Annotated in this window: 23 protein-coding genes and 1 tRNA gene; 10 read left to right on the top strand and 14 right to left on the bottom strand. The window is 62.8% G+C overall.

Going from position 1 to position 25181, the window contains the following annotated elements; translation table 11 throughout:
* The first annotated feature begins 60 nt into the window (after positions 1 to 60).
* From ARUE_RS00285 to ARUE_RS00275, 3 genes are all read left to right on the top strand, one after another.
* A complete protein-coding gene (locus ARUE_RS00285) occupies positions 61 to 1167 on the top strand; it encodes a GTP pyrophosphokinase (RefSeq protein ID WP_011772837.1) in 1107 nt (368 codons plus the stop codon).
* Positions 1168 to 1189: 22 nt separating this feature from the next.
* Positions 1190 to 2686, top strand: coding sequence for a SulP family inorganic anion transporter (locus ARUE_RS00280; RefSeq protein ID WP_014920313.1), 1497 nt, complete (start codon positions 1190 to 1192; stop codon positions 2684 to 2686).
* Between the two features lie 106 nt (positions 2687 to 2792).
* Positions 2793 to 3788 (top strand): bile acid:sodium symporter family protein, encoded by a 996-nt coding sequence (locus tag ARUE_RS00275; RefSeq protein ID WP_014920312.1) that lies wholly within the window; start codon positions 2793 to 2795, stop codon positions 3786 to 3788.
* Here the strand turns inward: ARUE_RS00275 and ARUE_RS00270 are convergent, their stop codons facing one another.
* A complete protein-coding gene (locus ARUE_RS00270) occupies positions 3789 to 4793 on the bottom strand; it encodes a LacI family DNA-binding transcriptional regulator (protein WP_043469564.1) in 1005 nt (334 codons plus the stop codon).
* Between the two features lie 129 nt (positions 4794 to 4922).
* Here ARUE_RS00270 and ARUE_RS00265 point away from each other — a divergent pair, with 129 nt between their 5' ends.
* On the top strand, positions 4923 to 6170 hold the full coding sequence (locus tag ARUE_RS00265; protein WP_014920310.1) for a D-arabinono-1,4-lactone oxidase: 1248 nt from the start codon (positions 4923 to 4925) through the stop codon (positions 6168 to 6170).
* Here the strand turns inward: ARUE_RS00265 and ARUE_RS00260 are convergent, their stop codons facing one another.
* Genes ARUE_RS00260 through ARUE_RS00245 form a run of 4 tightly spaced genes read right to left on the bottom strand, consistent with a single transcriptional unit; the run spans position 6171 to position 11765 of the window.
* The gene (locus tag ARUE_RS00260; protein ID WP_014920309.1) at positions 6171 to 7931 is read right to left on the bottom strand and encodes an acetyl/propionyl/methylcrotonyl-CoA carboxylase subunit alpha; all 1761 of its coding nucleotides are present in this window, start codon (positions 7929 to 7931) and stop codon (positions 6171 to 6173) included.
* Positions 7932 to 7938: 7 nt separating this feature from the next.
* Complete coding sequence (locus ARUE_RS00255) at positions 7939 to 9603, bottom strand: 5-oxoprolinase subunit B/C family protein (protein WP_014920308.1); 1665 nt, start codon at positions 9601 to 9603, stop codon at positions 7939 to 7941.
* Between the two features lie 6 nt (positions 9604 to 9609).
* Positions 9610 to 10959 carry an MFS transporter gene (locus ARUE_RS00250; RefSeq protein ID WP_014920307.1) on the bottom strand — a complete coding sequence of 450 codons (1350 nt, stop codon included), beginning with the start codon at positions 10957 to 10959 and terminating at the stop codon, positions 9610 to 9612.
* Between the two features lie 47 nt (positions 10960 to 11006).
* Positions 11007 to 11765, bottom strand: coding sequence for a LamB/YcsF family protein (locus tag ARUE_RS00245; RefSeq protein ID WP_081589107.1), 759 nt, complete (start codon positions 11763 to 11765; stop codon positions 11007 to 11009).
* A gap of 109 nt (positions 11766 to 11874) precedes the next feature.
* Between ARUE_RS00245 and ARUE_RS00240 the strand changes: the two genes are divergently transcribed.
* Complete coding sequence (locus ARUE_RS00240) at positions 11875 to 12573, top strand: GntR family transcriptional regulator (RefSeq protein WP_014920306.1); 699 nt, start codon at positions 11875 to 11877, stop codon at positions 12571 to 12573.
* Positions 12574 to 12680: 107 nt separating this feature from the next.
* Here ARUE_RS00240 and ARUE_RS00235 read toward each other — a convergent pair whose 3' ends face one another.
* Positions 12681 to 13406, bottom strand: coding sequence for a LysR family transcriptional regulator substrate-binding protein (locus tag ARUE_RS00235; protein ID WP_043469560.1), 726 nt, complete (start codon positions 13404 to 13406; stop codon positions 12681 to 12683).
* Positions 13407 to 13439: 33 nt separating this feature from the next.
* Here ARUE_RS00235 and ARUE_RS00230 point away from each other — a divergent pair, with 33 nt between their 5' ends.
* Positions 13440 to 13889 (top strand): DUF5997 family protein, encoded by a 450-nt coding sequence (locus ARUE_RS00230; RefSeq protein ID WP_014920304.1) that lies wholly within the window; start codon positions 13440 to 13442, stop codon positions 13887 to 13889.
* Between the two features lie 55 nt (positions 13890 to 13944).
* On the opposite strand, the gene ARUE_RS00225 is transcribed toward ARUE_RS00230, so the two are convergent.
* On the bottom strand, positions 13945 to 14328 hold the full coding sequence (locus ARUE_RS00225) for a VOC family protein (RefSeq protein WP_043470916.1): 384 nt from the start codon (positions 14326 to 14328) through the stop codon (positions 13945 to 13947).
* 168 nt (positions 14329 to 14496) lie between these two features.
* On the opposite strand from ARUE_RS00225, the gene ARUE_RS00220 reads away from it, so the two are divergent.
* Positions 14497 to 15054 (top strand): hypothetical protein, encoded by a 558-nt coding sequence (locus ARUE_RS00220; protein WP_014920302.1) that lies wholly within the window; start codon positions 14497 to 14499, stop codon positions 15052 to 15054.
* A gap of 5 nt (positions 15055 to 15059) precedes the next feature.
* On the opposite strand, the gene ARUE_RS00215 is transcribed toward ARUE_RS00220, so the two are convergent.
* The 3 genes from ARUE_RS00215 to ARUE_RS00205 form a co-directional block, all read right to left on the bottom strand.
* The gene (locus ARUE_RS00215; RefSeq protein WP_014920301.1) at positions 15060 to 16562 is read right to left on the bottom strand and encodes an APC family permease; all 1503 of its coding nucleotides are present in this window, start codon (positions 16560 to 16562) and stop codon (positions 15060 to 15062) included.
* A 23-nt stretch (positions 16563 to 16585) separates the two neighbouring features.
* Positions 16586 to 17482, bottom strand: a complete 897-nt coding sequence (locus ARUE_RS00210; RefSeq protein ID WP_014920300.1) for a universal stress protein — start codon at positions 17480 to 17482, stop codon at positions 16586 to 16588.
* 90 nt (positions 17483 to 17572) lie between these two features.
* A complete protein-coding gene (locus ARUE_RS00205) occupies positions 17573 to 19000 on the bottom strand; it encodes a flavin monoamine oxidase family protein (RefSeq protein ID WP_081589106.1) in 1428 nt (475 codons plus the stop codon).
* Positions 19001 to 19055: 55 nt separating this feature from the next.
* Between ARUE_RS00205 and ARUE_RS00200 the strand changes: the two genes are divergently transcribed.
* The gene (locus tag ARUE_RS00200; RefSeq protein WP_014920299.1) at positions 19056 to 19772 is read left to right on the top strand and encodes a TetR/AcrR family transcriptional regulator; all 717 of its coding nucleotides are present in this window, start codon (positions 19056 to 19058) and stop codon (positions 19770 to 19772) included.
* A gap of 25 nt (positions 19773 to 19797) precedes the next feature.
* Here the strand turns inward: ARUE_RS00200 and ARUE_RS00195 are convergent, their stop codons facing one another.
* From ARUE_RS00195 to ARUE_RS24005, 3 genes are all read right to left on the bottom strand, one after another.
* Positions 19798 to 20622, bottom strand: coding sequence for a hypothetical protein (locus tag ARUE_RS00195; RefSeq protein WP_014920298.1), 825 nt, complete (start codon positions 20620 to 20622; stop codon positions 19798 to 19800).
* Positions 20619 to 21188 (bottom strand): RNA polymerase sigma factor, encoded by a 570-nt coding sequence (locus tag ARUE_RS00190; RefSeq protein WP_043469557.1) that lies wholly within the window; start codon positions 21186 to 21188, stop codon positions 20619 to 20621. Before ARUE_RS00190 ends, ARUE_RS00195 begins: the two co-directional genes overlap by 4 nt.
* A gap of 1503 nt (positions 21189 to 22691) precedes the next feature.
* Positions 22692 to 22844 carry a hypothetical protein gene (locus ARUE_RS24005; protein WP_014920296.1) on the bottom strand — a complete coding sequence of 51 codons (153 nt, stop codon included), beginning with the start codon at positions 22842 to 22844 and terminating at the stop codon, positions 22692 to 22694.
* Positions 22845 to 22995: 151 nt separating this feature from the next.
* On the opposite strand from ARUE_RS24005, the gene ARUE_RS00180 reads away from it, so the two are divergent.
* Both ARUE_RS00180 and ARUE_RS00175 read left to right on the top strand, forming a co-directional pair.
* A complete protein-coding gene (locus ARUE_RS00180; RefSeq protein ID WP_014920295.1) occupies positions 22996 to 24123 on the top strand; it encodes an L-talarate/galactarate dehydratase in 1128 nt (375 codons plus the stop codon).
* A 10-nt stretch (positions 24124 to 24133) separates the two neighbouring features.
* The gene (locus tag ARUE_RS00175) at positions 24134 to 24832 is read left to right on the top strand and encodes a FadR/GntR family transcriptional regulator (protein ID WP_014920294.1); all 699 of its coding nucleotides are present in this window, start codon (positions 24134 to 24136) and stop codon (positions 24830 to 24832) included.
* A gap of 200 nt (positions 24833 to 25032) precedes the next feature.
* On the opposite strand, the gene ARUE_RS00170 is transcribed toward ARUE_RS00175, so the two are convergent.
* Positions 25033 to 25115: transfer RNA gene (locus ARUE_RS00170), tRNA-Leu, on the bottom strand.
* Positions 25116 to 25181 lie beyond the last annotated feature (66 nt).

Here is a 25181-nt window from a genome sequence, read left to right as displayed (position 1 = left end):
GAGGCACCCCGACGGCGAGTGGCTCGGTTGAGTGTCGGACCCGCCCCGTAAGCTGGGGGCATGGCAAGCAATTGGGACAGCCTGGACCAGGCCCAGCGCGACGCAGTGGATGCGAATGTGGCGCTCTACGAGCGTGTTCGCCCTGCATTGAAGCGGGTCACACGGGATGTGCTGCTCACTCTGAGGGACATGCTGAACGACGCTGAGGTCACTCCGTTGTTTGTCACGGGGCGGACCAAAACCGTTGAGTCGTTCCGCGAAAAGATTTCCCGCACGGATGATCCGTTGGAGCCCGGCGGGCCGCGTGTACTCAAGTTCCCGGACCCGTTCCGCACGTTGAACGACATGGTGGGCATCCGTGTCATCACCAAGCTGCCGGCTGAGAACGCAGCGGTAGCCAACATCATCAAGCGGCAGCGTCAGCTCTTCGATTGCCGCGGCGACCGCGAGAAGGACATCGGCTCCATCGAGTCCGGAACGTACGGATACTCCAGCCGGCACCTCATCCTGCGGACCATCCAGAACGAGGCCGTGAAGGAGTACCAGCACGTCTTCAATCCGGACATGCCCGCCAACGGCAGCTACTTCTTCGAGTGCCAGATCCGCACGGTGTTCGCACACGCTTGGAGCGAGATCGAGCACGACATCCGTTTCAAGGCCGAAGATCCGCGCGCTTGGACACCACATTTCGACCGCCAGTTCACGGCCACTGCCGCCATGTTGGAAACCGTTGAGAGCGCCTTCGCCGATCTTCACGAGCGTTATGAGGAAGTCCGCGGCTACTGGGATCTCGAAGGCGATGGAGGCATGCCCCTGACGCCAAACCGGGTACGCGACGTTTGGCGTACGCTCCTGCCGCACGTTGACCGTAAAGTTGATGACGACTGGGGATGGGCTGCCGAGCTGCTCGCCGCACACGGACTCACCAAGACCGTGGAGCTAGCCGGCCTGCTCAGCGCCAACCGAATCACCGAGGTCCGCAAGGCTTTGGACCACCGTTACTCCCCCGGCCCCGACCGCCTCCTGGATGACCTCCTGCTGTGGCAGTACGGAACCGAACACATTGATCTCACCGCTGAGGCGCCCGACGTCGTCCCGCACCCGCGGCGCGACAGCCTCCAGCGGCGTCTAAAGCAGATTGAGCGCTACCGCCAGACAGCGCTCTAAGACAACTGCACTGTAAGGACCCATGACTCCCGAGCAACTCATGTCACTGCGGGCGACCTTTCGCTCGCCCCGCCGGCTCCTGACGGAGTCCCTTGCGGGACTCGTAGTGGCTCTGGCATTGATCCCCGAGGCCATCGCGTTCTCAGTGATTGCGGGCGTTGATCCGCGCATCGGGCTGTTCGCGTCCTTCACCATGGGCGTGGTCACTGCCATTGTGGGTGGTCGCCCGGCCATGATCTCTGCGGCCACCGGTGCCGTGGCCCTGGTGATCGCTCCGGTGATGAAAGAACATGGGCTTGACTACCTGATTGCCACTATCATCCTGGCGGGCGTTTTCCAGATCATCCTTGCTGTCCTTGGCGTCACCAAACTGATGCGTTTCATCCCGCGGTCCGTGATGATCGGATTCGTGAACGCCTTGGCAATTCTGGTGTTCATGTCCCAGATGCCCGAGCTCTTTGGCGTGCCTTGGATGGTCTATCCGATCGTGGTGGTGGGTTTGGTGATCGTGTTCGGGCTGCCCCGCATCACCACAGCTATTCCTGCACCTTTGGTAGCGATCGTAGCCATCACGCTGGTCACTGTTTTGGGGAACGTCAACGTTCCCACCGTCAGCGATAAGGGCGAACTCCCGGACAGCCTGCCCGGATTCTTCCTACCCAACGTGCCCCTGAACCTGGAGACGTTCCAGATCATTGCACCCTTTGCCTTGTCCATGGCGCTGGTGGGCCTTTTGGAATCGTTGATGACTGCCAAGCTCGTGGACGACATCACGGACACCCGTTCCAACAAGACGCGGGTCTCGTGGGGTCAAGGTGCGGCCAACATCGTCACGGGTTTCCTTGGCGGCCTGGGTGGTTGCGCGGTGATCGGCCAGACCATGATCAACGTCAAGGGCTCGGGAGCCAGGAGCCGCCTCTCAACGTTCCTGGCCGGTGTGTTCCTGCTGATCCTGGTGGTGGTCCTGGGTGACGTTGTGGGCATGATCCCCATGGCGGCGTTGGTGGCTGTGATGATCTTCGTTTCGCTGATTACTTTCGACTGGCACTCCATCCGGCCTTCCACACTCAAGCGCCTGCCGAAGTCCGAAACCGCGGTCATGCTCATCACGGTTGCCGCGGTGGTGGCGACGCACAACCTCGCGGTAGGTGTCGGCGTCGGCGTCTTGACCGCAATGGTGCTGTTCGCGCGGCGGGTGGCCCATTTCGCAACCGTGGAGCGGACCGAACTGGAACTCAACGGTGAAAGGGTTGCGACGTACACGGTGGACGGCGAGCTGTTCTTCGCTTCGTCCAATGATCTGTACACGCAATTCGATTACGCGAAGGATTCCTCGGACGGCATAGATCGGGTGATCATCGATCTGCACGGTTCGCACATCTGGGACGCCTCAACGGTGGCCGTGCTGGATTCGGTGACTGAGAAGTACCGGAATCACGGCCGGGAAGTGGAGTTCATTGGGCTCAACGAGGCCAGCGTCCGTATGCGTGAGCGCTTGGCCGGCAAGCTCAACTCCTAGCCCAACTAAGTAGCATTTGGGTGGTAAAGAGCGGTCATCTGACATATACGCTCCCCTGCAAGTAAAGAATTAGTGGGGGCTACGGGGCAGATGTGAGCATGGATGAATGCTTGAGGCAACCAATACCCCGTCGAAAACCGAAGAACCCACTGCTCCCGCGAACGCCGCCCTTGCCGCTGAAGCCAAGATCGCGCGCATCGCCGTCACAGTGTTCCCGCTTCTCGTGGTGGTAGCCGGCGTCCTCGGCTTCCTGATTCCTGATCTGTTCAAGCCCATGGGCGTCGCGGTTCCTTATCTGCTGGGCGTCATCATGTTCTGCATGGGACTCACCCTGACCCCTCCGGACTTTGCCTCGGTGGCCCGCCGCCCCTGGGCTGTAGCGCTCGGCATCGTGGCGCACTACGTGATCATGCCCGGCGCTGGCTGGCTTATTGCCGTCCTTTTGCAGTTGCCGCCCGAACTGGCTGTCGGCCTGATCCTCGTTGGCTGCGCACCTTCCGGCACCGCCTCCAACGTCATGGCCTTCCTTGCCAAGGGCGACGTTGCGCTCTCTGTAGCCGTGGCCTCAGTCTCCACACTGATCGCGCCCATCGTGACCCCTGCCCTGACGCTCTTCCTGGCCGGATCTTTCCTGCACATTGATGCCGGCGCCATGGTGATGGACATCGTGAAGACCGTGCTGCTGCCGGTGATCGCAGGCCTCCTGGCCCGGCTATTCCTCTCGAAGCTCGTCGCAAAGGTGCTTCCGGCACTTCCGTGGGCATCCGCCGTCGTGATTTCGTTGATCGTGGCCATTGTTGTGGCGGGAAGCGCCAGCAAGATCGTTGCCGCAGGCGCCATCGTGTTTCTGGCAGTGGTCCTCCACAACGGTTTCGGCCTGGGCCTCGGCTACCTCGCCGGCAAGCTCGGCCGCCTGGACGACAAGGCGCGCCGCGCCCTCGCATTCGAAGTCGGCATGCAGAACTCCGGCTTGGCCGCGACGCTGGCTACTGCGCACTTCGGTGCGCTGGCCGCACTGCCGTCCGCTGTGTTCTCTTTGTGGCACAACATCTCGGGCGCAATCGTGGCTGCTTGGCTGGCTCGCCGTCCGCTGAAGGACTAGCTATCCCTGCGTGGTGCCGCGGCGGTGCAACTTCCACGGCGACGCTACCCGAATGCCCTCGGCAGGCGTAATTCCCGCCAAGCGATCGAGCAACATCCGGACTACCTGCTCAAAGATCGGTTCAGGTCCCACCGTTGTCAGGGCGGGATCGTAGTCCTGGCCCTCGGTAGAGTTTCCGACGCCCACAATCTGGACGTCCTCGGGGACGCGGAGGCCCAGTCGGTAAGCGGCACGGATGGTCTGCAGGGCTTCCATGTCGTCGGTGCACAAGATGGCAGTTGGCCTGTCCGGTAGCTGGAGCAACTCAAGAGCAGACTGATACGCCGTGGCCGGACGGTGGTGCGACGTCCTGACCAAAGACTCATCCAGCGCGATGCCCGCCCTCTCCAGTCCGGCTGCGTAAGCGGCGAACCGGCTCTTCGGCCTGCCGGCCGGGTCCGCTCTTCGAATGCAGCCAATCCTGCGGTGGGATGCGGTGAGGAACTCCATGCACTCGGCGAGCCCGGCATCGGCCTCGGGAGCAAGGACATCGAAACCCGCAGGCTTCATGGTTCCCGAGATCACCACCTGGGCGACGCCACGGCGTGCTAATTCCGTGACGGTTTCGTCCTCGGACCTGGCCTCTGGAAAGTAGCCGATGATGACGCCATCCGCGCCGCCGGACATCATGAACTTCCGCCAGTCATCACCCAAGAGGATCACCGGCTGGTAGCCACGCTCGGGAAGGATCCTTGCTGCGGCTGTGGCGAGGGCACGATCCCACGGCCATTCAAGGTTGCCGATAGCCACCGCCACAACGTCCGTCTTGCCCCGACGCATGCCACGTGCGGCTTGATTGGGCACGTACCCCAGTTCCTTGACCGCTGCCAGGACCCGGTCCTGCGTGGGCTGACTGATCCGGGTAGTGCCGCCGTGCCGGCCGGAGAGCACATAGGACACGGTGGTCAGCGAAACCTCCGCCGCCATAGCTACGTCCCTGATGGTGGGCTTGGATCCCTTGCTCACGTGCAGCTCCTGATAGACGGCGGGTTTCTTGAACTCTAGCCGCAACGGCGTGGACACCCCTTGACGCAATTAGTTGTGAACGTTAACAATTGCGGGAGCCAATAAGTATCAGAGCGGGAAGATGATTCGATGAAGAACTGGGCAGGAAACCTTGAGTACTCGTCTGCGGACGTCCACAGTCCCACGTCGGTGGAGGAGCTGCAGGAACTCGTAGCCAACGCGTCGCGGATTAAAGCACTCGGTTCCCGGCACTCCTTCAACACGGTCGCCGACACCGACGGCACACACATCCTGCTGGACGCCCTGCCCCAGGAAGTCGTGCTGGACACCGCGAAGAATACCGTCAAAGTCAGTGGTGGCATCAGTTACGGAGCCCTGGGCCGCGCGCTCGAAGAGCAGGGCTACGCCATTCACAACCTCGCGTCCCTTCCGCACATCTCAGTGGCCGGCGCCATCCAAACCGGGACGCACGGCAGTGGCGTCAACAACCCCTCCTTGGCTGCCGCCGTCGTCAGTGTTGACCTGGTGCGCGCCTCAGGCGAGCTGGTGACCCTCACGGCGGACGACGACGAATTCCTCGCCAGCGTGGTGGGAATGGGCGCTCTAGGCATCGTCACAGGGCTGGAACTCGCGGTCCGGCCGAGCTATGACGTCCGGCAGCGTGTGCTCACCGGACTTTCCTGGGAAGGAGCGCTGGCAAACTTTGAGGCCATCGCTTCCAGCGCTTACAGCGTTAGCTTCTTCACCGACTACACCGGCGACACCATCCCGCAGGTGTGGTTCAAAGCCCTGGACTCCGAGGCTCCGCTGACCGACCTCTTTGGGGCAACGGCTGCGACGGCGGCCCTGCATCCCTTGCCGGACATGTCTGCAGAGAACTGCACCGAGCAGCTGGACGTCGCTGGCAAGTGGCTGGACCGGTTGCCGCACTTCCGCCACGAATTCACCCCAAGCAACGGCGAGGAACTGCAAAGCGAGTTCCTCCTCCCCTTGGAACAGGCACCCGCCGCGCTGCGGGCTGTACGGGAACTCGCCCATAAGTTCGCGCCGCTGCTGTTCGTCTCCGAGATTCGCACCGTGGCCGCCGACGAGTTCTGGCTTAGCCCGTTCTACCAGCAGCAAAGCGTGGCACTCCACTTCACGTGGAAGCCGCTGCAGGCCGAGGTAGAAGCAATACTCCCCGAGCTTGAAACAGCACTAAGGCCTTTTGGCGCCCGCCCGCATTGGGGCAAGCTCTTCACACCCGGCGAGTACGACTTCGCGGCGCTCTACCCGCGCTTCGAGGACTTCCGTGCTCTAGTCCAGGCCAACGACCCCACGGGGAAGTTCTCCAACAGCCTCCTGGACAGCGTGCTGGGTGTGGCCGTTACCTCGTAACTACTCGATGTGGGCCAGCACTGCACCCGCAGTCACCACTCCACCGGGAGCCGACAACACCTCGGAGAGTGTGCCCGTACGGTGTGCCGGGACCTGGGTTTCCATTTTCATGGCTTCAAGAACCACCAAAGGGTCCCCGGCAGCTACCGCAGTACCGGGCTCCACGAGCCACTTCACCACCGTGCCGGCCATGCTGGAGACCAAGGCGGATTCGGTGGGCGAGTCAGTGCTGTCCGAGGATCCGGGCAGTCCCGTAACGTCCGCCGTGGCCGGGAGCCCTTGGCCGGAGCGTGCCCAGCCGTCCAGCAGGTCTGCGGGAAGCCCCACTGCGAGCCGTTTGCCGTCGACATCCACCGTGATGGTCCTGCGTTCTCCGCTCGGGGCAATGACGTTGTAGTCAGGATCCACGGGGATCTGGTCCGCGAAGTCGGTCTCTATCCAGCGCGTGTGTACGCGCAGGCCAGCCACTGACGTGAAGTCGTCGGACTCCAGAACCGCGCGGTGGAACGGCAGAACTGTAGCCAGGCCGGTGATCTTGATTTCTGCGAGGGCACGGCGCGCACGGCGAAGGGCTTGCTGTCGGTCGGCTCCAGTGACTATCAGCTTGGCAAGCAAGGAGTCGAACTGCGGTGCCACGAATGAGCCGGACCGTACGCCTGTGTCGATGCGGATGCCGGGACCAGTGGGCGCCTCAAAAGAAGCCACTGTTCCCGGGGACGGCAGGAAGCCGCGGCCTACGTCTTCGGCGTTGATGCGGAACTCGAACGAGTGCCCTCGAGGAGTCGGGTCTTCGGAAATGCTCAGCGGCAAACCTGCAGCGATCCGGAACTGCTCCTGCACCAGGTCAATCCCGGCAGTTTCCTCCGTGATGGGGTGCTCCACCTGAAGTCGTGTGTTGACTTCAAGGAACGCCACGGCTCCGTCCGCCGAAACCAGGAACTCCACGGTCCCGGCGCCGTAATAGCCGGCTTCACGGATGATTGCTTTGGAGCCCTCGTAGATCTTTTGCCGCTGCGTATCGCTCAGGAAGGGGGTGGGGGCTTCTTCCACGAGCTTTTGGTGGCGACGTTGGAGTGAGCAGTCGCGGGTGCCCACCACAATGACGTTGCCCAGCTTGTCCGCGATGACCTGTGCCTCGACGTGCCGCGGCCGGTCCAAGTACTGCTCCACGAAGCACTCGCCACGGCCGAAGGCAGCCACGGCCTCACGGACTGCAGAGTCGAACGCTTCTTCCACTTCAGCGAGCTCGCGAACCACCTTCAGCCCACGGCCACCGCCCCCAAATGCAGCCTTAATAGCCAGCGGAAGACCGTGTTCCTCCGCGAAGGCCCGGGCTTCCGCAGCAGAGGACACCGGTCCGTCACTACCTGCAACCAACGGGGCACCGGCCCTGACAGCGATCTCGCGGGCCGTGATCTTGTTGCCCAACTGGCGAATCGACTCCGGTGAGGGACCGATCCACTCGAGTCCGGCGTCGAGGACTGCTTGTGCAAAGTCCGCGTTCTCGGACAAGAACCCGTATCCGGGATGAACGGAATCCGCGCCGGACTGCTCCGCAACGGCCAGCAGCTTTTCAATGTTCAAGTAGGTGTCAGCCGGCGAATTGCCGCCCAGGCTGAAGGCTTCGTCAGCAGCGCCAACGTGCATGGCATCGGCATCGATGTCTGCGTAGACGGCGACTGACTGGATGCCGGCGTCGTCACAGGCTCGGGCGACACGGACAGCGATTTCGCCACGGTTCGCGATCAGGACCTTGCGCATCAAATACTCACTTCTCTGGGGTCTTGGTAGTAGTCGTGGTGAAGTCTGCGGAATCCGGAACCAGCCGGAAGCGGATTCTTCCGCCAATGGGAACCTGTGCAGCTCTATCCAAGTGTTCGTCCCGCACCACGCCGATCACGGGATATCCGCCGGTGATGGGGTGGTCCGCCAGGAAGAGGACGGGCAGTCCCGCGGGCGGGATCTGGAGGGCGCCAGCCATGGTGCCTTCACTGGGAAGCTCACCTTCCCGTGTTCTCTCCAGCGGCTTGCCGTCCAGGCGCATGCCCACGCGGTTGGACTGGGGCGTGACAAGCCATTCCTGGTTGCAGAGGGAATCGAGGGCTTCTTGGTCGAACCAGTCGGCGCGCGGCCCGGGGACAACGTCCAGCACTGTGACACCCGCGCCAGGGAAGTCCGGCTGCAATTCGGGGGCGCCAACAGCCGTGGATGCAGTTTGCTCGCCGGTGGCGAGGACCTGCCTGATGGCCAGCGGTGCGGGCCCGATCCCTGACATCGTGTCCGCGGATCTGCTGCCCAAGACCTCCGGGGCGTCCACTCCGCCCCGGATCGCCACGTAGTTTCGGAACCCCGATTCCGGAGCGCCCAGGGTGAGGACTTCGCCGTCGAGCAATGCGAAAGGTGCGGCCATGGGGACGGTCCGCCTCGCACCCGGCCGGGCGCCGCCGTCGTCGTCGTCAGACCCAACCCACGACGGCGACTCGATGGTCAGCGTCGTCGGCGCACCGGTCACGGCAATCACCTGATCACCCACAGCTTCCACCGTGAGCCCGCCATTGACGGATTCGATGGCCGCGGCTGAGGAAGCGTTCCCGACCAGCCGGTTGGCCCGCCGCAACGAGGCCCTGTCCAGGGCCCCCGCAGCAGACACGCCCAACGGACCAAAACCTCGCCGGCCGAGATCCTGAATCAGGCTCTGCGCGCCCGGATTGAGAATCCTCAGTCCAGACTCAGTGTGGCGCTCCTTTTCGGGTTCGCGCGCCGGAGTGTCACTGGTGGTCACGACTTCCCGGACTGCCCGATACTGCACACGATCGCCCGGCCTTACGAGGGCTGGCTGCGATCGGTTCAGGTCCCACATCCGTGCGCCGGTCCGGCCGATCAGCTGCCATCCACCCGGGGAACGGCGCGGGTAGACGGCAGAATACTGACCACCGAGGGCCACCGATCCAGCGGGAACGGCAGTCCTTGGGGAAGAGCGCCGTGGAACCGTGAGGGCCTCGTTTTCGCCCACCATGTAGCCGAAGCCGGGCGCGAAGCCAGCGAAGGCTACGGTCCAGATCTGACCGGTGTGCGCGGCAACGACGCCCTCCGTGCTGAGCCCGGTGAGCTCCGCGACATCGGCGAGGTCGTCGCCGTCGTACACGGTATCTATAACCACCAGTCCGGAGTCAGTGACCTCCGGCGCCGTCAGTTCCAACTCCATGAGCCGCGCGCCGATGGTGCGGGTTGCCGCTGCGGACTCGCCCACCACCATGACCGTTTCTGCGGCGGCAAGTACGTCCACCTGACCCGGAAGCGGTGACTTATAGAGCATGTCCTGCAGGGCGAGGACGTCCTGCAGTCCGTCCAGCTCGGCCAGCACCGCACGGGTGCCGACGGGTCTGACAGAGCGGACCCTTTTAGCGGTGGTGGTTTGCATCACGGTTTCCATCTTTAGTTACGCCGCCGGCTGAGCGTGCGTCCCCTGCATCAAACGGACGTCTTCTTCCGGCTTGGGGTCACGGCCGAGGAGCATGCCCACGATTGTGATGATGGCCGCCAGAAGGATGTATCCGGCGATCAGGTACCAGCCACCGCCAGCTGCACCGTAAAGAGCGGTGAAGATGATGGGTGCAACTGCTCCACCGATCACACCGGCCAGGGTGTAGGCCAGCGAGCTGCCGGCGTACCGGAGCCGGGCGGGGAACTGTTCGGTGATGAAGGCCGCCTGAGGACCGTACATGAAGGCGTGGAGGGCCAAGCCGATCACGGTGCCAATGGTGAGCATGGCCACGGACTTGCCCTGGATCATGAGGAAGAACAGCGGGATGTAGGCTGCCGTGGCCGCTGCTGCGATTCCGTAGACCCACCGGCGGTTGAAGCGGTCCGTCAGGGCGCCGGCCAGCGGGATCAGGAAGAGCTGGAACGCAGAGCCAATCAAGATGGCGGAGAGGACGTTGCCTGTGGTCATGCCCAGTTCCTTGGTGGCGTAGACGGCTACGAACACCGTGAACAGCGCGTAGAGAATGTCAGGGCAAACGCGGGAAAGTGCTGCGGCGACCAAGGCCTTGGGCTGGGTGGTGAAGACTTCCTTGATGGGAGCCTTGGGACGGTCGCCGTGGGCCTGGATGGCCTTGAAGACCGGGGTTTCTTCGAGCTTGAGTCGGATGATCAGGCCGAAGACCACCAGCAGTGCGGAAGCAAGGAAGGCTACGCGCCAGCCCCAGGAGAGGAATGCTTCTTCGCTGAGGGAAGCGGCAAGGATTGCCAGGACACCGTTGGCCATGAGGTTGCCGGCGGGCGGGCCGATCTGGGCCGCGGAGGACCAGAAGCCGCGCTTGTTGGGGTCACCGAATTCGCTGGACAGCAGCACTGCGCCACCCCATTCGCCACCAACACCAATACCCTGCGCCAGACGCAGCAGCACAAGAATAGTGGGTGCCGCTACGCCGATCACAGAGTAGTCGGGCAGCGCCCCGATGAGCACCGTGGCCACACCGATCAGGACCAGCGTGAAGACCAGGACGTACTTGCGGCCGATCTTGTCACCGAGGCGCCCGAAGATCACGCCACCGATGGGTCGAGCCAGGTACCCAACCGCGAAGGCTGAGAAAGAGAGCAGCAGTGCAACGAATTCGTCGTTGCCCGGGAAAAAGATCTTGGGGAAAACGAGTGCCGAGGCCACCGAGTAGATGGCGAAGTCGTAGTACTCAAGCGACGTGCCGGTGAGGCTGGCGACGTACGCCTTGATGGCGCCGGGCGGTGGCTTCCTTGTCGCTGCCTTGGCTGCGTTGTTGGTGCTGGTCATGATGTCCTCCGGGGGGATGAGGGATGGTGCGGGGAGCCCGGGGCGGGCTAGAGGAACGAGCCGATGCTGACGTCGGCGTCGGCCAGAGCGGACTTCACAGCGGTAGCCATTGCCACGGCTCCCGGTGAGTCACCATGCACGCAGATGCTTTCTGCGCGGATTTTCAGGATGGAACCGTCAACGGTCTTGACGGATTGTTCGGTAGCCATCCGAAGAACGTGTTCGGCCACTTCGGCGGGATCATGCAGAACCGCGCCCGGCTGGGAGCGCGAGACAAGCGTGCCGTCAGGGTTATATGCGCGGTCTGCGAACGCTTCGGAAACAGCCCGGAGGCCGGCTTCCTCTGCAAGACGCAGGACTTCGGAACCGGGAAGGCCGAGGATCGGGAGGTTGGGGTCAACCGATTTCACGGCGTCGACGACGGCACGCGCCTGGGCGGTGTGCTTCACGATTGCGTTGTAGAGTCCGCCATGCGGCTTCACGTACTGGACGCTGGCTCCCGTGGTGGCCGCCAACGCTTGCAGCGCACCGATCTGGTAAACCACGTCATCAGCCAGTTCCATGGGATCGATGTCCATGAAGCGGCGGCCGAACCCAGCGAGGTCGCGGTAGCCAACATGGGCGCCAATCACGACGCCGGCCTTGGCCGCCTTTTCGCACGTGCTGCGGATGACGCTGGGGTCGCCAGCATGGAATCCGCACGCAACGTTGGCACTGGAGACGGACTCGAACATGGCTGCGTCATCGCCGAGTGTCCAGCGTCCGAAAGACTCTCCGACGTCGCTGTTCAAATCGATGATTGCCATGATGTGATCCCTGCCTCGTGATGTGCGTTACATCCAGCATGCATCAAATCGCCGGATTGTTCAACAATCCAGCGATCCGAATTGTGGGTAATCGTGTAATTTTGGAGTTATGGCCGGTGCAGATCAGGATTCCAGCGAACACGCCGGCTTTGATAGCGCGCGGGCACGGGTACGCATGAAGGTCCCGTCCGTTGCGGAGAGGGTCGCCGAAGAACTGCGCTACCAACTTGCTGAGGGCTTCCTGGTCCCAGGCGCCAAGCTCACCGAAGCCACCATCGCTGAGGATTTGGGCGTCTCCAGGAACACGGTCCGCGAAGCCTTCGCCGAGCTGGCCGGGGAGCGGCTACTGCTGCGTCAGCCAAATAAGGGTGTATTTGTGGCCACCCTAGAAGCAGGCGACATCCACGACGTCTACACAGTTCGTCGCGCAATCGAGGTCAGCTCTATCCGAGCGGGTGGTTCGCCGGAACGCATTGCCGCCGTCAGGGCCGCCGTCGACGAGGGCAAGCGCGCCGCTGCCGCCAACGATAATGAGGGATTGGGCAGCGCCAACCAACATTTTCATGGAGCAATAGTTGCCTTGGCCGAGAGCAACCGGCTGAACACGATCATGGCCCAGATCCTGGCCGAGATGCGGCTCTACTTTCATAAGGCCACCATGAACGCCCACTTCTACAGCGATTGGCTGAAGGAAAATGAGCAGATCTGCTCAGCGTTGGAAGCCGGCGAGCGGGAACGCGCCGGGGACCTGCTCCTGGCCTACCTCAACCGCTCTGAACAGCAGCAAACCGCCATCCACGGCGAGTAAGCCCGGAATAGGCCGCGTTCCTCCCCGGTTGCCTCACGCGAAAGAGCAAAAAGCCAGCGATCTGGCCGCAAAATCCGGCACGTCCACCCGCTAAGTGGGCAGGAGCGTCACCGTTTGCCCTTCTTGCGTGAACCCTTGCCACGGCCTTTGTCCGGATTCGGGGCGTATCGCTGCGCCACTGCCGGTTTCTTGGGGCCGCCACCACGACGATCAGGCTTAGGCGCCTTCTTGGGCTTCTCCTGCTGGGCTGAAGGCTGGCGCGAGCTCTGCGCTGTCCGGCCCCGCACGATCCCTATGAACTCCTCGATCACGGGACTGTCCGTTCCAAGCAGCCAAGCCAGGCCGATCTGCGTCCCGGGAGCACCGGTAAGGCGACGCATTACAGTGTCCTTGGCGTTCAGGTGACGTGCCACGGACATCGGCATGATCACCAGACCGGCACCGGATGCGACCACCTGGAGGGCCATGTCCGGCCCGCCCATCTCGTCAACATCCAGGAAGTTCTCCTCGGCGAGGTCTTCCAGCGCGACTTCCTCAAACACCGAGATCTCGTGCCCCTTCGGAGCGACCACCACGGGCTGCTCTTCGTACAGGGGGATGACGTTGAGGCCTTCACGGTCTACGGGCAACCGGACGAAACTGAGGTCCGCGGAACCGTCACGCAACACCGAAACCTGAGCGGCGTCGTCGGACATGAAGGAGTGCAACGGGAAGTTGGGCATCCGCTCTTCCCACCGCCGGATCCATTTCCCAGGAGTCACACCCGCAACATAGGCGAAGCGGAGGCCGGCTAGGGGTTCGGTTGTTTCGGCGGAATCTTCAGCGTCTGGCACACACTCACAGTACCGGCCAGATACCCTTGAAGCATGACGTCCTCGAACTCCCAGTCCATGAAGCCGGCAACAGTTGCCAAGAAACTCGGCATCTACCTGCCCGCAACACCCCAGGAGTTCCAGGATTCGTCCATCTCCCGCGAGGAATTCGCCGAACTCCAGGCCAACCCGCCGGAGTGGCTCGCCGAACTGCGCCGCAACGGCCCGCACCCGCGCCCGGTAGTCGCGCACAAGCTCAACATCTCCATCAGCGGCCTCGCCCGCGGCGGCGTTGAGGAGGCACTCACGACCGCGGAAATCACCGAGCTGCTGCAGGCTCCGCCGCAGTGGCTGGTCACCGAGCGCGCCACGCACGCTGCTGTCCGCTCCGAGGCGCAGCGCGTCAAGGATGAAGCTGCCAAGAAGGCGGCCACCAAGGAAGCCAGGGACAACGCAGCCGCAAAGCGCGACGCCCCGAAGACTTCCAAGCGCGATCACGCGTAGCTTTCACTAGCTGTGGCCGGGACTTGATGTCCCGGCCACAGTTGTTTAGGCCGAGCTAGTCTTGATGGAGCTGAATGAAGTTGCCGCAACCGTCGTCGAAGACTGCGCTGACTCCGGAGGGATCCTCTGACGGTTCACCTTGAAACTTCACGCCGGCGGCAAGCAAACGCCCATACTCAGCCTGGACATCGGGCACGCCGAAGGTAATGGCGGCCAATCCGGACTCATGCAAAGCGTTCATGTAGTTCGAGGCGATGGGGTTGTCACTGGGCTCCAGCAACAGCCCGGGAGAACTGCTGTTGTCAGCCCCGGGATCCTTGATGATGAACAGGTTGTACTCCGGCATAGCCATCAAGGTCTCAAAACCCAGGGTCTCCGTGTAGAAGACATGGGCGGCCGCGGGGTCCTTGACGTGGATACTGCACATTTTCAGTCTCATGGTGCCTAGGCTACGCCCCGGGTCTGACAGGGCCCGGGCAGCAATCACCCTCATTCGGACAATTCACCTGCGCGCGCGGTGGTGAATTGTCCGGTGGAAGGTGTCGCCCGCGCAGGCACTAGCGCATACTGAATTCAAAGCAGCGTGATGTCGCCTGGAGGTGGTTCGATGCCCGCCATGATGCTCCTGTGGGGTGTAGCTCTGGTTCTCGCAACCGCAGCAACCACATATGTCCTGCACAGGAAACTGACCCATGGCCGCGGCCCTGAGCCGGACGGCGTCTTCTGGGACGTTTTCGGGGGGCTCGTAGTCATAGCACCCGCCATCCTCGTCCCCACCGTGCAGTGGTCTCCGGCCGGACTCATCATGGTTTTCGTCGGAATCGCCACCGCGGCAGGAACCGTGGTAAGCATCCGCAAAGTGGAGCGGATCCACGCAGCCGAGCCCCGGCGTCGTGCTGGCTTCCCGGACGATGCTGCCCGCCACGAGAGCATCCTGGAGCGGTGGCGTCGCTACGAACTCGATCCGGCGAAGACCATCGATTTCCCAGCCATGACGGATGTGAGGTCTGCGGAAACGGCGGCGCTCACGCGGGCCATGCGCGAGGCCGAATACTGCAAGATGACAGCCGGCACCGACTACCGTGCCGCCGTCGAGCGCCTTGCTGAAGCCCTCGCCGCAGCGGAGCGGGCAGCAGGAGTCCCCGCCCTACCCGCGCCGAGGTAGAAGAGCTACAAAACCTTGCCCTTGAAGAACTCGGGCCGCAGCCGGTACATCACCAGCATGACCACCACGCCCAGCAGGATCACGCCCATGCCCAGCACGAACACCAGGCCCACGCCTCCCACGGACGAACCCGAGCCGTACTCAGGATCCATCGAGTCCATGGCCGTCTTCACGAACATGACCAGCAGGATCACGCCACCCACCAGCGGGGCGAGGAACTTGAAGAAGAACGCCCGGCCACCTCGGAAAGCCTCGGCCCGGAAGAACCAGACGCAGGCCAGCGCGGTGATGCCGTAATAGAAGCAGATCATCATGCCCAAGGCCGTGATGGTGTCCCACAGCGCGTTCTCGGACACCGTCCGGGTGATCACGTAGAAGCCGGCGGCAGCGATCGCAGCCGCAATGGTGGCGAAGCTTGGCGATTTGAAAGTAGGACTAATGCGGCCAAAGCGAGGAGAGATAGCGCGGTAATGGCCCATGGCCAGCATGGTGCGGGCGGGTGAAACGAACGTCGACTGCAGGGATGCGGCCGAGCTGCTCAGGATGGCCAGCGACATCAGGATCGCGAACGGGCCCATCACAGGACCTGCAAGCACGGCGAAGATACTGGACTGGTTCTCGGGGTTGCCGGCACCCAGACCGGTCTCGCCAACGCCCGCGAAGGACAGCGTCGCCAAGGCAACCGTCATGTAGATGATCACGATGACCAGCACGGTGATGGTCGCGGCACGGCCTGGGGTCTTCTCCGGGTTCTTGGTCTCTTCGTTCATGGTTAGCGTGACGTCCCAGCCCCAATAAATGAAGATCGAGAGCGACACGCCCGCGGCGAATTGTGAGAACGAGTCCACGGCGAAGGGGTTGAACCAGTCGGGCGAAATGGCGGTGGCATCGAAGGCCGTTCCGTTTGCCACGTGCGCGAACGCGGAAACCGCGAACCAGCCCAGGACCAGCAACTGGAAGGCCACAAGTACATACTGAACGCCCTTGGTGGTCTCCATGCCCCGGTAGGAAATCCAACAGGCCAGGGCGATGAACACCAGGGTCGTTGCAATGTTCAGCGGCAGGATCTTGCTGAGCTCGCCCAGTTCCGGGTTACTGAAAATTTGCGCGAGCATCAGGTAGAAAAAGTCCACGGCGACGGCGGCAAGGTTGGACAACACGATGATCGTGGCCGCGATCAGCCCCCAGCCACCCATCCAACCGATCCACGGACCAAAGGCGCGCGTCGCCCACGTGAAGGAGGTACCGGCGTCGGGCATTGCGTTGTTGAGTTCGCGGTAACCGAGCGCCACCAGCAGCATGGGGATGAATCCCACCAGGAAGATGGCGGGCAGATGCACACCAACCTCGGACACGGTGGGGCCCAGGGCCGCGGTGAGCGTATAGGCGGGCGCGATGCAGGAAACACCGATCACGACGGCGCCGATCAGGCCCACCGATCCGGCTTTCAGTCCCTTTTCACTCAGGGACGTCTCTTTCGACTGGACCGTCTTTGGTGCAGTTGACATGGGTTTTGCCTCTCAGGCGATTGCTAGGAGCTTTGTCGCGTGTAGTCGCGGGGGACCACGATCATGGGAACGGGGAGGGCACGCAGGATCCGGTTTGCGGTGGTGCCAAGGAAAGTGGCCCGCTGCTGTGCCAGGCGGCTGGAACCGATCAGCAGGATTTCGCCGTCTTCCCAGTCGAGTCGGTCAACGGCCTCTTCGATCGTCCGGCCTTGCGCCACGACGATCTCCGGCTCACCTTGAAGGGAACCGGCGGCGGTCGCGTCCGCAGAACCGTCCGCGTCCACAGAACTTCCGACGGCGGCAAGACGGTCGGCGGCATGCATCCAGGCGGCGTCGGCCAACCCAGGCGAGTTACCGCCGTCGAGCGCCAACAAGGAGACGAGCCGCAACGGAAGGCCACGGTCCCGCGCGGACTCGACAGCGACGTCGAGCAGTTCATCAGCGCCCGGACGCGTCCCGAAACCGCAGCTCAAGCGCGTGATCGGCTCGGTGCGCCGGTAACCGTGGGGCGCCAAAGCGACCGGAACGGGAGACGAGTGGAGCAGCGAACTCGCCACGGAGCCAATGGTGAACCGCCTGAACAGGCCATCGTTGGTTGCGCCGATAACCAGGGCCGCCGCGTCCATCTCCACGGCAGCGTCAATAAGCGTCCGGGCTTCGGAGTCACCGCGGCGTATGTGGGCGCGGGCGGTGACGTCGGCCGGAACCAGCGCAAGGCCTTCGTCCAGCCAGCGCTGTGCCTGTTCGTTGAGGATGTCGTTGTAGCCGGCCTCAGGCGGGTAGACCGCGTTAAACGGGGAATCTTCCGGGATCACCAGGACCAGGTCCAGGCTGACATCGTGGTTCCGGGCCAGCGCGACGGCAAGGTGAACGGCGTCGTGCCCCCTCGCGTTGGCGGTGTACCCCACTACGTAGCGCATGGTGGTCCTTCCTGTGGTGCTGTTTAAACAGTGGAGCCGGCAGGCCGGGGAATGGTGCTCCCCCAGCCTGCCGGTGTGGTGCTGATCGCGTCAGGCGACAGGTACAGAAGCCAACTTGTTGGCCTCAACGATTCGGGCGGCAGTTGCCTGGCCCATGCGGACCGCGCCATCCACGTGCTGGTAGCCCTCGGCTGCGAGGTCGGACGAGGACCAATAGATGGGTCCGACGTTCGCGTGCTGGTCCTTGCCGTAGCGGTGCAGGCCACCGAGGTCGTAGCTGGAAGCGTAAGCGCCGCGGGTCCATTCCTCGGAGCCCCAGTCGGACTCGTAGTAGACCTCGGGGGTGAGGGCCTTGTCACCCAGGAAGCCGGCGATCGACTCCAGGATGGCCTTCTTGCGGTCTTCGGCGCTGAGCTCGAACACGGCATCGGCCTTTTCGTCGGACACGAAGCCAACCAGAGTGCCGCGGGAATCTCCGTGGTTGGTGTTGTCGTAGACCTCCTGGACCAGTGCGCCGGCGCTGAAGCCGGTGCCGGACAGTCCTTCTTCACGCCAGAACGGCGTGTCATAAACAGCATGAACCTTGATGACCAGGCCCAGCGACTGGTGCTGGTGCATCTGGTGCTGGCGGCGCGGCAGCGGCGGGTCGAAGGAGACGCGGGAGTACAGGTTCGGCGGAACGGCCATGATCACGAACCGCGCATTGACGGTGGCCCGCTCAGAGACGACGCTCACGCCGTTCTCATCCCACTTGATGGTGCGAACCGGGCTGTTGAGGACCACGTCGTCGCCCAGCTCTGCTGCCTGCAGCAGCGAAACCTGCTGCATGCCGCCGATGACGCGCTTGTCCAGGATGAAGTCTTCGTCCGTCAGGTGACTGAAGGAGCCGGCGGAGGCGGCCATGAGGACGGCCTGAAGTGCGGAGAAGGCGTGTGCAGGCTTGGTCAGCATGCCACCGGCGATGAAGAGGCCGATGTTGTTGCAGGCTTCCTCGTCGTTGGAGTTCTGGCGGAGCCAGTGGTGGAAGGAGATGGTGTCCAGCTCGCGTGCCTTGGGGTGTGCCCAAGGCTCGGTGGGGCCGATCTCTGCCGCAAGCTCATCCAGGATGGCCACGAGCTTGTCCATCTCGGCCTTGGTGGTCTCGTTCACCGGGAAGGTGTCACCGGTGTACTGGGTGCGCTTGCCGTCTGCGCCGATGTAGACGGATTCACCGTCACGGTAGCGCGAGTACATTTTCAGGCCGAGCTCGTCCAGCAGCTCCATGAGGACCGTCTGGTCCGGGGAAACCCACTGGCCGCCGATCTCCAGCATGGCACCGTCGATGGTGTCCGTCCATGTGCGGCCGCCCACGCGGTCGCGTGCTTCGAGCACTGCGACGCTGAGTCCGGCCTTCTTCAATTCCCGTGCCGCCGTCAGCCCTGACGGTCCGGCGCCGACGATCACAACGTCGCGATCAAGATTCTGCATGATGTCCTCTCCGTGGCCGTCCGTGGTGGCTGACCAATAAATGAATGCCATTCATTTATCTCCATAGTAGCGTTGGAGGCGCCTACTGTGAAGGCCCGATGGAATAATGCTGGGGACACAGGCAGCAGAAAGGCCTCCGATGCCCGCACCAACGCCCGCTCCTTCCGCCCTCCCGGCCGGTTCTGTACGCCGCCGCGCCGGCCGACCAACCGCGGCAATTTTGGGCCAGGACGGCATCACGACGGCGGCCCTCGAGTTGATCAGCAGCAAGGGTTACGACGGACTCACCATGGCCGCCCTTGCCCGCTCCCTCGGCGTAGCGCCATCTGCCCTGTACAACCACGTGGCCTCCAAGGATGACGTGTTGTTGCTGGTGGAAGACCACTTGGCGGCGATGGTGGATGTCTCCGCGTTCGGCGTGGAGGCATGGGATGTTGCCGTGCGTCGCTGGGCGTGGTCCTACCGGGATGTGTTCTCGGAACATACGCCACTGATCCCCGTGATTGCAGTGCTTCCCGTGGCAAATGCGCCCAAGACTTTGGCGATGTACGAGGCCGTAACCGCTGGTTTCCGCGACGCCGGGTTCCCGGAGGAGAAAATCATCTCGGCGATCGTCGCTTTGGAAGCCTTTGTGTTTGGCGCCGCGTACGACGTCACCGCTCCGGAGGACATCTTCGACGCCGGCAGCCTCGCCGAGCAGGTCCCCAACTTCACCGCTGCCGTGGATCGCTTGGCTGCGGAGAAGCACACGCGGCCAACGGATGTTGCGTTTAGCTTGGGGCTTGAGGCGCTGATTACTGGGTTTGGGGCGTTGCGGGAGTAAGTGGCCTTGATTCCAAGGGTGCCCATCAGAGACTGAGATATCGGATTTCTCTAGTGTTGTCGGTGTACGTCACCTCAACAGGCACGTCTTGTTCCGACGAGTTTTCCAGTTCCCCACCCGGCAGCCAGAAGGCGAATTGGCCTTTCGATACGGTAGCCGTAATCCGTTCACCGGCAATGCTGGTGTAAGTCATCGCAATGACTTCCGGACCAACTTGACCCGCTGCGATTGACAGCGGGTTGTCTGCGATGACGCCGGTACCAAGCTGGGTGGTTCTGATTTCCCGGGCTGCGAGTTCGTGCCCATTGCCCGGCTTGCCAACCGAGCCGAAGGACCCTCTTTTGAACCAAGGGGCTGTGGAATCCGTGGTGCAGGTTGCTTCGAAGCCGTCAGCTCCGCTGAGAACCACGGTGGTCCACGCACCACGCTTCTCAGCGATGGCTACTTCCGCTGCCGCCACATCACTGGCGAACATGCCGTCACCAACACCTTTGCTGGACTTGGCACAGTCCGAGACCGCGCTGTTGCGCTCGGCACCTACCAGCGCACCCGGCACGGCGGTCCACGTTGCAAAGGCCGGGTCGCCTCCTGAGAGGGTGGGCCCGATCAGGAACCCAACTGTTGTGGCAAAAGCAAAGGCACCCAATGCGAGTGTTCGACGACGACGGCGGCTTGGGAACGACGTCGACGTTTGGTGTTCCGCAGGTCTGATGCCCTTGGCTGCCGGAGCTGGGTGGGACCGGAGAATCAATTCCAGGTCCTTCTGCGAACGTCGCCGGTCAGTGGGTTTGTTCTGCTCAGCGGCGTCCATGGACCGCAGCAGTGTGTCGATATTCTGGGTGTCTTTCATGGTGTCGAGGCCCTTTCGGGAAAGGTCGCTGGCGCCGGCGACTCATGGCGGGGAACGTGGTCAAGGAGTAGTCGCAGGGCTCGCCTTGCACGGGTTAGGCGGAGCCGAAACGCGACAGGAGAAATACCCAGTACATGCGCCGCCTGGGGTGCGGTCATGTTCTCGAAGATCGCAAGCCCGAGGGCCTCTTGGTGGACTTCGGAGAGCAACTCCCAGGCTCTGCCTAAATCAACGCGGCTACTGACCGCGTCAGCGTGGGAAGCGGTGTGGGTTTGAGTCGACGTCTCGGCGAGGCGCACACCCAGCGCCTGTCTTCGCTGTTCTCCGCGGTGGGCGTTGAGCATGAGATTTCGTGTGATGCCAAAGATCCATGCCCGCGCCTCATCCTCATGCTTCGGCGTTTCCGAAAACCGCCGCCAGACTATGAGAAATGCCTCAGCTACTACGTCCTCGGCATTCGCCACCTCGGTTCGACGCTGAACAAACTTCAGTAGATCGGCGTAGGCGGACTTGTAAAGCGCCCGAAAGGCCTCTTCCCGATCGGGGGCTCTCGATAGGTAGCTCATACCCAATACCTGTCCGCCACATATCCAAGTGTGTTGCAGTCACTCAAAATATTCCCGGAACTCGGGGACACAGGGTGTTCCACTTCCTTAGAACCGGGACACTCCGCACGGCACGCTGTGGATTGCGGTCGCGGCGTAGGCCGACCCGGAGGGTCAAACTCCAGATTCAAGCTCCACCGCGCCGGTTGCAAGAGCCAGTGAGCATTGACCGGGGAGAACTACAACGGGCAAGAAATGGCTTGCTCTGACGGCTGAGACGAATCGCTCGACTATGACCTGGACCTCTCCTGTTTTGGGGGCCTCGAGGCTGCCCGCCGCGACACGCTCGAGCCGCTCGGCGGAATCTGCCATAGGAGTTGATGTGAGCAGCGGCACCCGTCTGTAGCGTTCGGATCGATCTTTGGAGTGAGGGCGCCAGTCCGTCATGAAGCTGGCCACCGGGTCACTTAACAGATGGATGGCCACTGTTGGCCAGACTGTTGGCCCGTTATCGGGCGGGCTATCACCCATCAAGAAACGCCCCGGAAGGGGCGAACGATTGGAGCGAATATGCGAAAGCAAGTAACCCGCAGAAAGAGGATGGTCACAGCCCTAGGGTCTGGTGTCTTGGCGCTGAGCCTCCTCGGCGGGTTGGGTGTCCAACCCGCCAGCGCCGCAACGGGGTCATCTTGGGGTTTCCTCCCGTGCTACCGCACGGGACAGAGCATCGGCATAGTTCCAGACTGGAGCCTAATGTACTCGCCTGGTAATTTCTGCCTTGTTAACGGCCCATACAAGGCAGTCTTCCAGAGCGACTCGAACTTTGTCGTGTACAAGAATGGGACGGCTCTCTGGCACACCCGAACCAACGGGAAGAACGCGAAGATGCTGGCGCTTCAGCACGACGGCAACATTGTCGTGTACGGGCAATCGATGAACGTGTTATGGCAGTCAGGCACCCCAGGGCTGAGCAGCGGCAGCACCAGGGCCCTGCGAATGCAGTCGGACGGAAACTTTGTGATGTACCACAACAGTGGCAGCAGCGCCCGGGCAGTGTGGCAAACCCAAACCTACGGCCGCTGATTGCAGGCCGTGGCCACCACCCCCTTATTGGGCGGGTGGTGGCCATAGTTCGTTGATCCTCCTAAGGCCTCCCGCCAAGGGCTGTGCAACGTCGCACGACACGGCCGAGGTTTTCTGCCCACACGTGGGGTGCCTTGCATCCTGTGACGATATAGGAAAGGACTGCCCGACAGCGCAGAATTCGTTAGCTAGTGAATATTTCGGTTGCAGGTGGTGTTAGGGGTGCCGGAGTAAGACGCGCTCCAGCGGACCACTCCACCTCTGCACGAGACATACACGGCGACGTCGACTGATACCAACAAAGATGCCGCGTAGTGCAGATCTGCCCCGTTCACGGTATCGAGGATCACGGTGAGGCCTCTTCGGCCGCGGAGTCACCAAGGATCGGCCGCAGGGGCAATACTCCAAAGCCACTCACCACCCAACCCTCAGCCCCGCCCCTCAGCAAAAACAGCACACACAAACCACATCCCGCGTGATCTCCTTCCCGGCACCCGTGGTGTACGCCTCTACCACCAAGGCGGGCTTGCCGCCGTCGTCGACTATTTCAGCGGCAGCCGTAGCGCCGTCAGAGAAGGTAACCACCAGCTCCATCCCCGAGCCGCGAACCTTAACAACAGCCCCGGGAACAAATGGCTATGCGAAGTCTCAGCCGCCGCCACAACTAACCCCGAACTCTTGTAGTACAAGTACATAACTTGTATCCTAAGTGACAGGCAAGGACGCCGTACCCACTAGGAGAACCATGAGCACCGTAGATCTCATTCGCCACGTCAAGCTGTCCACGGCACGTTTGCCCCTCACCGTACCGATCAGCGACGCCAAAGTCTTTACAGGCCGCCAAAAGCCCATGACCGAGGTGGTGTTCCTGTTTGCCGAGATCACCACGGAACAAGGTCACAGCGGCATTGGCTTCAGCTACTCCAAGCGCGCTGGCGGCCCCGCACAATACGCCCACGCCAAGGAAGTCGCCGAGGGCATCATCGGCGAAGACCCCAACGACATCGGCAAGATCTACACCAAGCTCCTCTGGGCCGGCGCCTCCGTTGGACGCTCAGGTGTTGCAACACAAGCGTTGGCCGCCATCGACATCGCGCTTTACGATCTCAAAGCCAAGCGTGCCGGACTCCCCCTTGCCAAGCTCCTGGGTTCCTACCGCGACTCAGTGCAGACCTACAACACCTCCGGCGGCTTCCTCAACGCCACCCTGGACGAGGTCAAGGCCCGCGCCAGCCAGTCCATCGAGGAAGGCATCGGCGGCATCAAGATCAAAGTTGGCCTGCCTGATTCCAAGGAAGACCTCCGCCGCGTAGCTGGCATCCGCGAACACATTGGCTGGGACGTCCCGCTCATGGTGGACGCCAACCAGCAATGGGACCGGGCCACCGCGCTCCGCATGGGCCGCCAACTCGAGGAATTCAACCTCATCTGGATCGAAGAGCCGCTGGACGCTTATGACTTCGAAGGCCACGCGCACCTGGCCCAGGTCCTGGACACACCCATTGCCACGGGCGAGATGCTGGCGTCTGTCTCCGAGCACAAGGGCCTCATCAACGCCAACGGCTGCGACATCATCCAGCCAGATGCTCCGCGCGTCGGCGGCATCACCCAGTTCCTGCGCTTGGCCGCATTGGCGGATGAAAGAGGTCTGGGCCTCGCGCCGCACTTCGCCATGGAAATCCATCTGCACCTGGCCGCCGCGTACCCGCGGGAGCCTTGGGTGGAGCACTTCGACTGGCTCGATCCCCTGTTCGAGGAACGCCTGGAAACCAAGAACGGCCGCATGATTGTTCCGGACCGCCCCGGACTGGGCGTCACCCTGAGCGATCAGGCACGTGCGTGGACCACCGATTCCGTGGAGTTCGGCGCGTAATCTGGAACCCATGAGCCGAAACCTGACCGCGGATCTCGCCGCCGACCTTCGCAACCGCATCGTCGACGGCGTCATCCAGCCAGGTGAGAAGCTCCCCAGCGAAAACACCCTCATCAGCGAGTTCGGGGTGAGCCGGACCGTCGTCCGCTCCGCGCTGACACGCTTGCAGGCCGAGGGACTTGTGGAAACCGAACGAGGACGGGGCAGCTTTGCGCTGACCCCACCCTCGGGCGGCCCCACGCCCGCCCCCGGAACGCGGGCGGTTGCCAGCATCGAAGAGCGGCTTCAGATGCTCGACTTCCGGATCGGCGTCGAAACCGAAGCTGCCGCACTTGCCGCGCGAAACCACAGCGAACGGCAACTCAAGGCCGCGCACGGCGCCTTGGAACAGTTCATCGCGAGCTCAGGCCACCCCGCCCATTCAATGAAGGCCGACTTCGAGTTCCATCGGGCCGTTGCGGCTGCCACCGGTAATCCCTTTTATACGGATTGCATCTCGGCCCTGGGCCAAACCATGATCACCATGCCCCGCCCGCGCCTCGTATCGGACGATGAGCAGGATTCCCGCGGACGCTTCGAGCAAGTGGTCCACGAGCACTCCTCTATATACGCAGCAATCGCGGAGGGCGATGCTGTGGCTGCCGCAGCGGCGATGCGCCTGCACCTGAGCAACTCACGACGCCGGTTCACGGGTACCGCGCGCAGCTGACGGTCGCGGTTGGGGACCGGAGCGGAGGGTCCGGGCACCTTGCGATAGCTCCCCGGCTTACAGGAATCCCCCGCCGTACAACGCCGAGGAGACCGGACAAGGGCGGGTTTCGGAGAGCCGCGGGGCGGGATCCGCGAGACAGGCCGAGCCGTGAAACGCAAAAGAGCCCCAGTCCTAAGACCGGGGCTCTTTCAATTGCGTGCGCGAGGGGGGATTTGAACCCCCACACCCTTTCGGATACTGGCACCTGAAGCCAGCGCGTCTGCCGTTCCGCCACTCGCGCGCAACTTCTTTTTCCGGACTTCGGCTGGTCTCCCAGCTTCGTTTCCTTCAAAAGCAGCGAGATCAA

Origin of the sequence: Arthrobacter sp. Rue61a, from assembly GCF_000294695.2 — a bacterium.
Lineage (GTDB): Bacteria > Actinomycetota > Actinomycetes > Actinomycetales > Micrococcaceae > Arthrobacter > Arthrobacter aurescens_A.
Note: the sequence above shows the minus strand (reverse complement) of the source record. Positions and strands in the feature narration are given on the sequence as shown.

Bases quoted from the DNA above. Each gene is read 5' to 3' on its own strand.
- ARUE_RS00285 (WP_011772837.1), top strand. From the start codon at position 61: ATGGCAAGCAATTGGGACAGCCTGGACCAGGCCCAGCGCGACGCAGTG.
- ARUE_RS00280 (WP_014920313.1), top strand. From the start codon at position 1,190: ATGACTCCCGAGCAACTCATGTCACTGCGGGCGACCTTTCGCTCGCCC.
- ARUE_RS00275 (WP_014920312.1), top strand. From the start codon at position 2,793: ATGCTTGAGGCAACCAATACCCCGTCGAAAACCGAAGAACCCACTGCT.
- ARUE_RS00265 (WP_014920310.1), top strand. From the start codon at position 4,923: ATGAAGAACTGGGCAGGAAACCTTGAGTACTCGTCTGCGGACGTCCAC.
- ARUE_RS00260 (WP_014920309.1), bottom strand. From the start codon at position 7,931: ATGCGCAAGGTCCTGATCGCGAACCGTGGCGAAATCGCTGTCCGTGTC.
- ARUE_RS00255 (WP_014920308.1), bottom strand. From the start codon at position 9,603: ATGGAAACCGTGATGCAAACCACCACCGCTAAAAGGGTCCGCTCTGTC.
- ARUE_RS00250 (WP_014920307.1), bottom strand. From the start codon at position 10,959: ATGACCAGCACCAACAACGCAGCCAAGGCAGCGACAAGGAAGCCACCG.
- ARUE_RS00245 (WP_081589107.1), bottom strand. From the start codon at position 11,765: ATGGCAATCATCGATTTGAACAGCGACGTCGGAGAGTCTTTCGGACGC.
- ARUE_RS00240 (WP_014920306.1), top strand. From the start codon at position 11,875: ATGGCCGGTGCAGATCAGGATTCCAGCGAACACGCCGGCTTTGATAGC.
- ARUE_RS00230 (WP_014920304.1), top strand. From the start codon at position 13,440: ATGACGTCCTCGAACTCCCAGTCCATGAAGCCGGCAACAGTTGCCAAG.
- ARUE_RS00225 (WP_043470916.1), bottom strand. From the start codon at position 14,328: ATGAGACTGAAAATGTGCAGTATCCACGTCAAGGACCCCGCGGCCGCC.
- ARUE_RS00220 (WP_014920302.1), top strand. From the start codon at position 14,497: ATGCCCGCCATGATGCTCCTGTGGGGTGTAGCTCTGGTTCTCGCAACC.
- ARUE_RS00215 (WP_014920301.1), bottom strand. From the start codon at position 16,562: ATGTCAACTGCACCAAAGACGGTCCAGTCGAAAGAGACGTCCCTGAGT.
- ARUE_RS00210 (WP_014920300.1), bottom strand. From the start codon at position 17,482: ATGCGCTACGTAGTGGGGTACACCGCCAACGCGAGGGGGCACGACGCC.
- ARUE_RS00205 (WP_081589106.1), bottom strand. From the start codon at position 19,000: ATGGCATTCATTTATTGGTCAGCCACCACGGACGGCCACGGAGAGGAC.
- ARUE_RS00200 (WP_014920299.1), top strand. From the start codon at position 19,056: ATGCTGGGGACACAGGCAGCAGAAAGGCCTCCGATGCCCGCACCAACG.
- ARUE_RS00195 (WP_014920298.1), bottom strand. From the start codon at position 20,622: ATGAAAGACACCCAGAATATCGACACACTGCTGCGGTCCATGGACGCC.
- ARUE_RS00190 (WP_043469557.1), bottom strand. From the start codon at position 21,188: ATGAGCTACCTATCGAGAGCCCCCGATCGGGAAGAGGCCTTTCGGGCG.
- ARUE_RS24005 (WP_014920296.1), bottom strand. From the start codon at position 22,844: ATGGAGCTGGTGGTTACCTTCTCTGACGGCGCTACGGCTGCCGCTGAA.
- ARUE_RS00180 (WP_014920295.1), top strand. From the start codon at position 22,996: ATGAGCACCGTAGATCTCATTCGCCACGTCAAGCTGTCCACGGCACGT.
- ARUE_RS00175 (WP_014920294.1), top strand. From the start codon at position 24,134: ATGAGCCGAAACCTGACCGCGGATCTCGCCGCCGACCTTCGCAACCGC.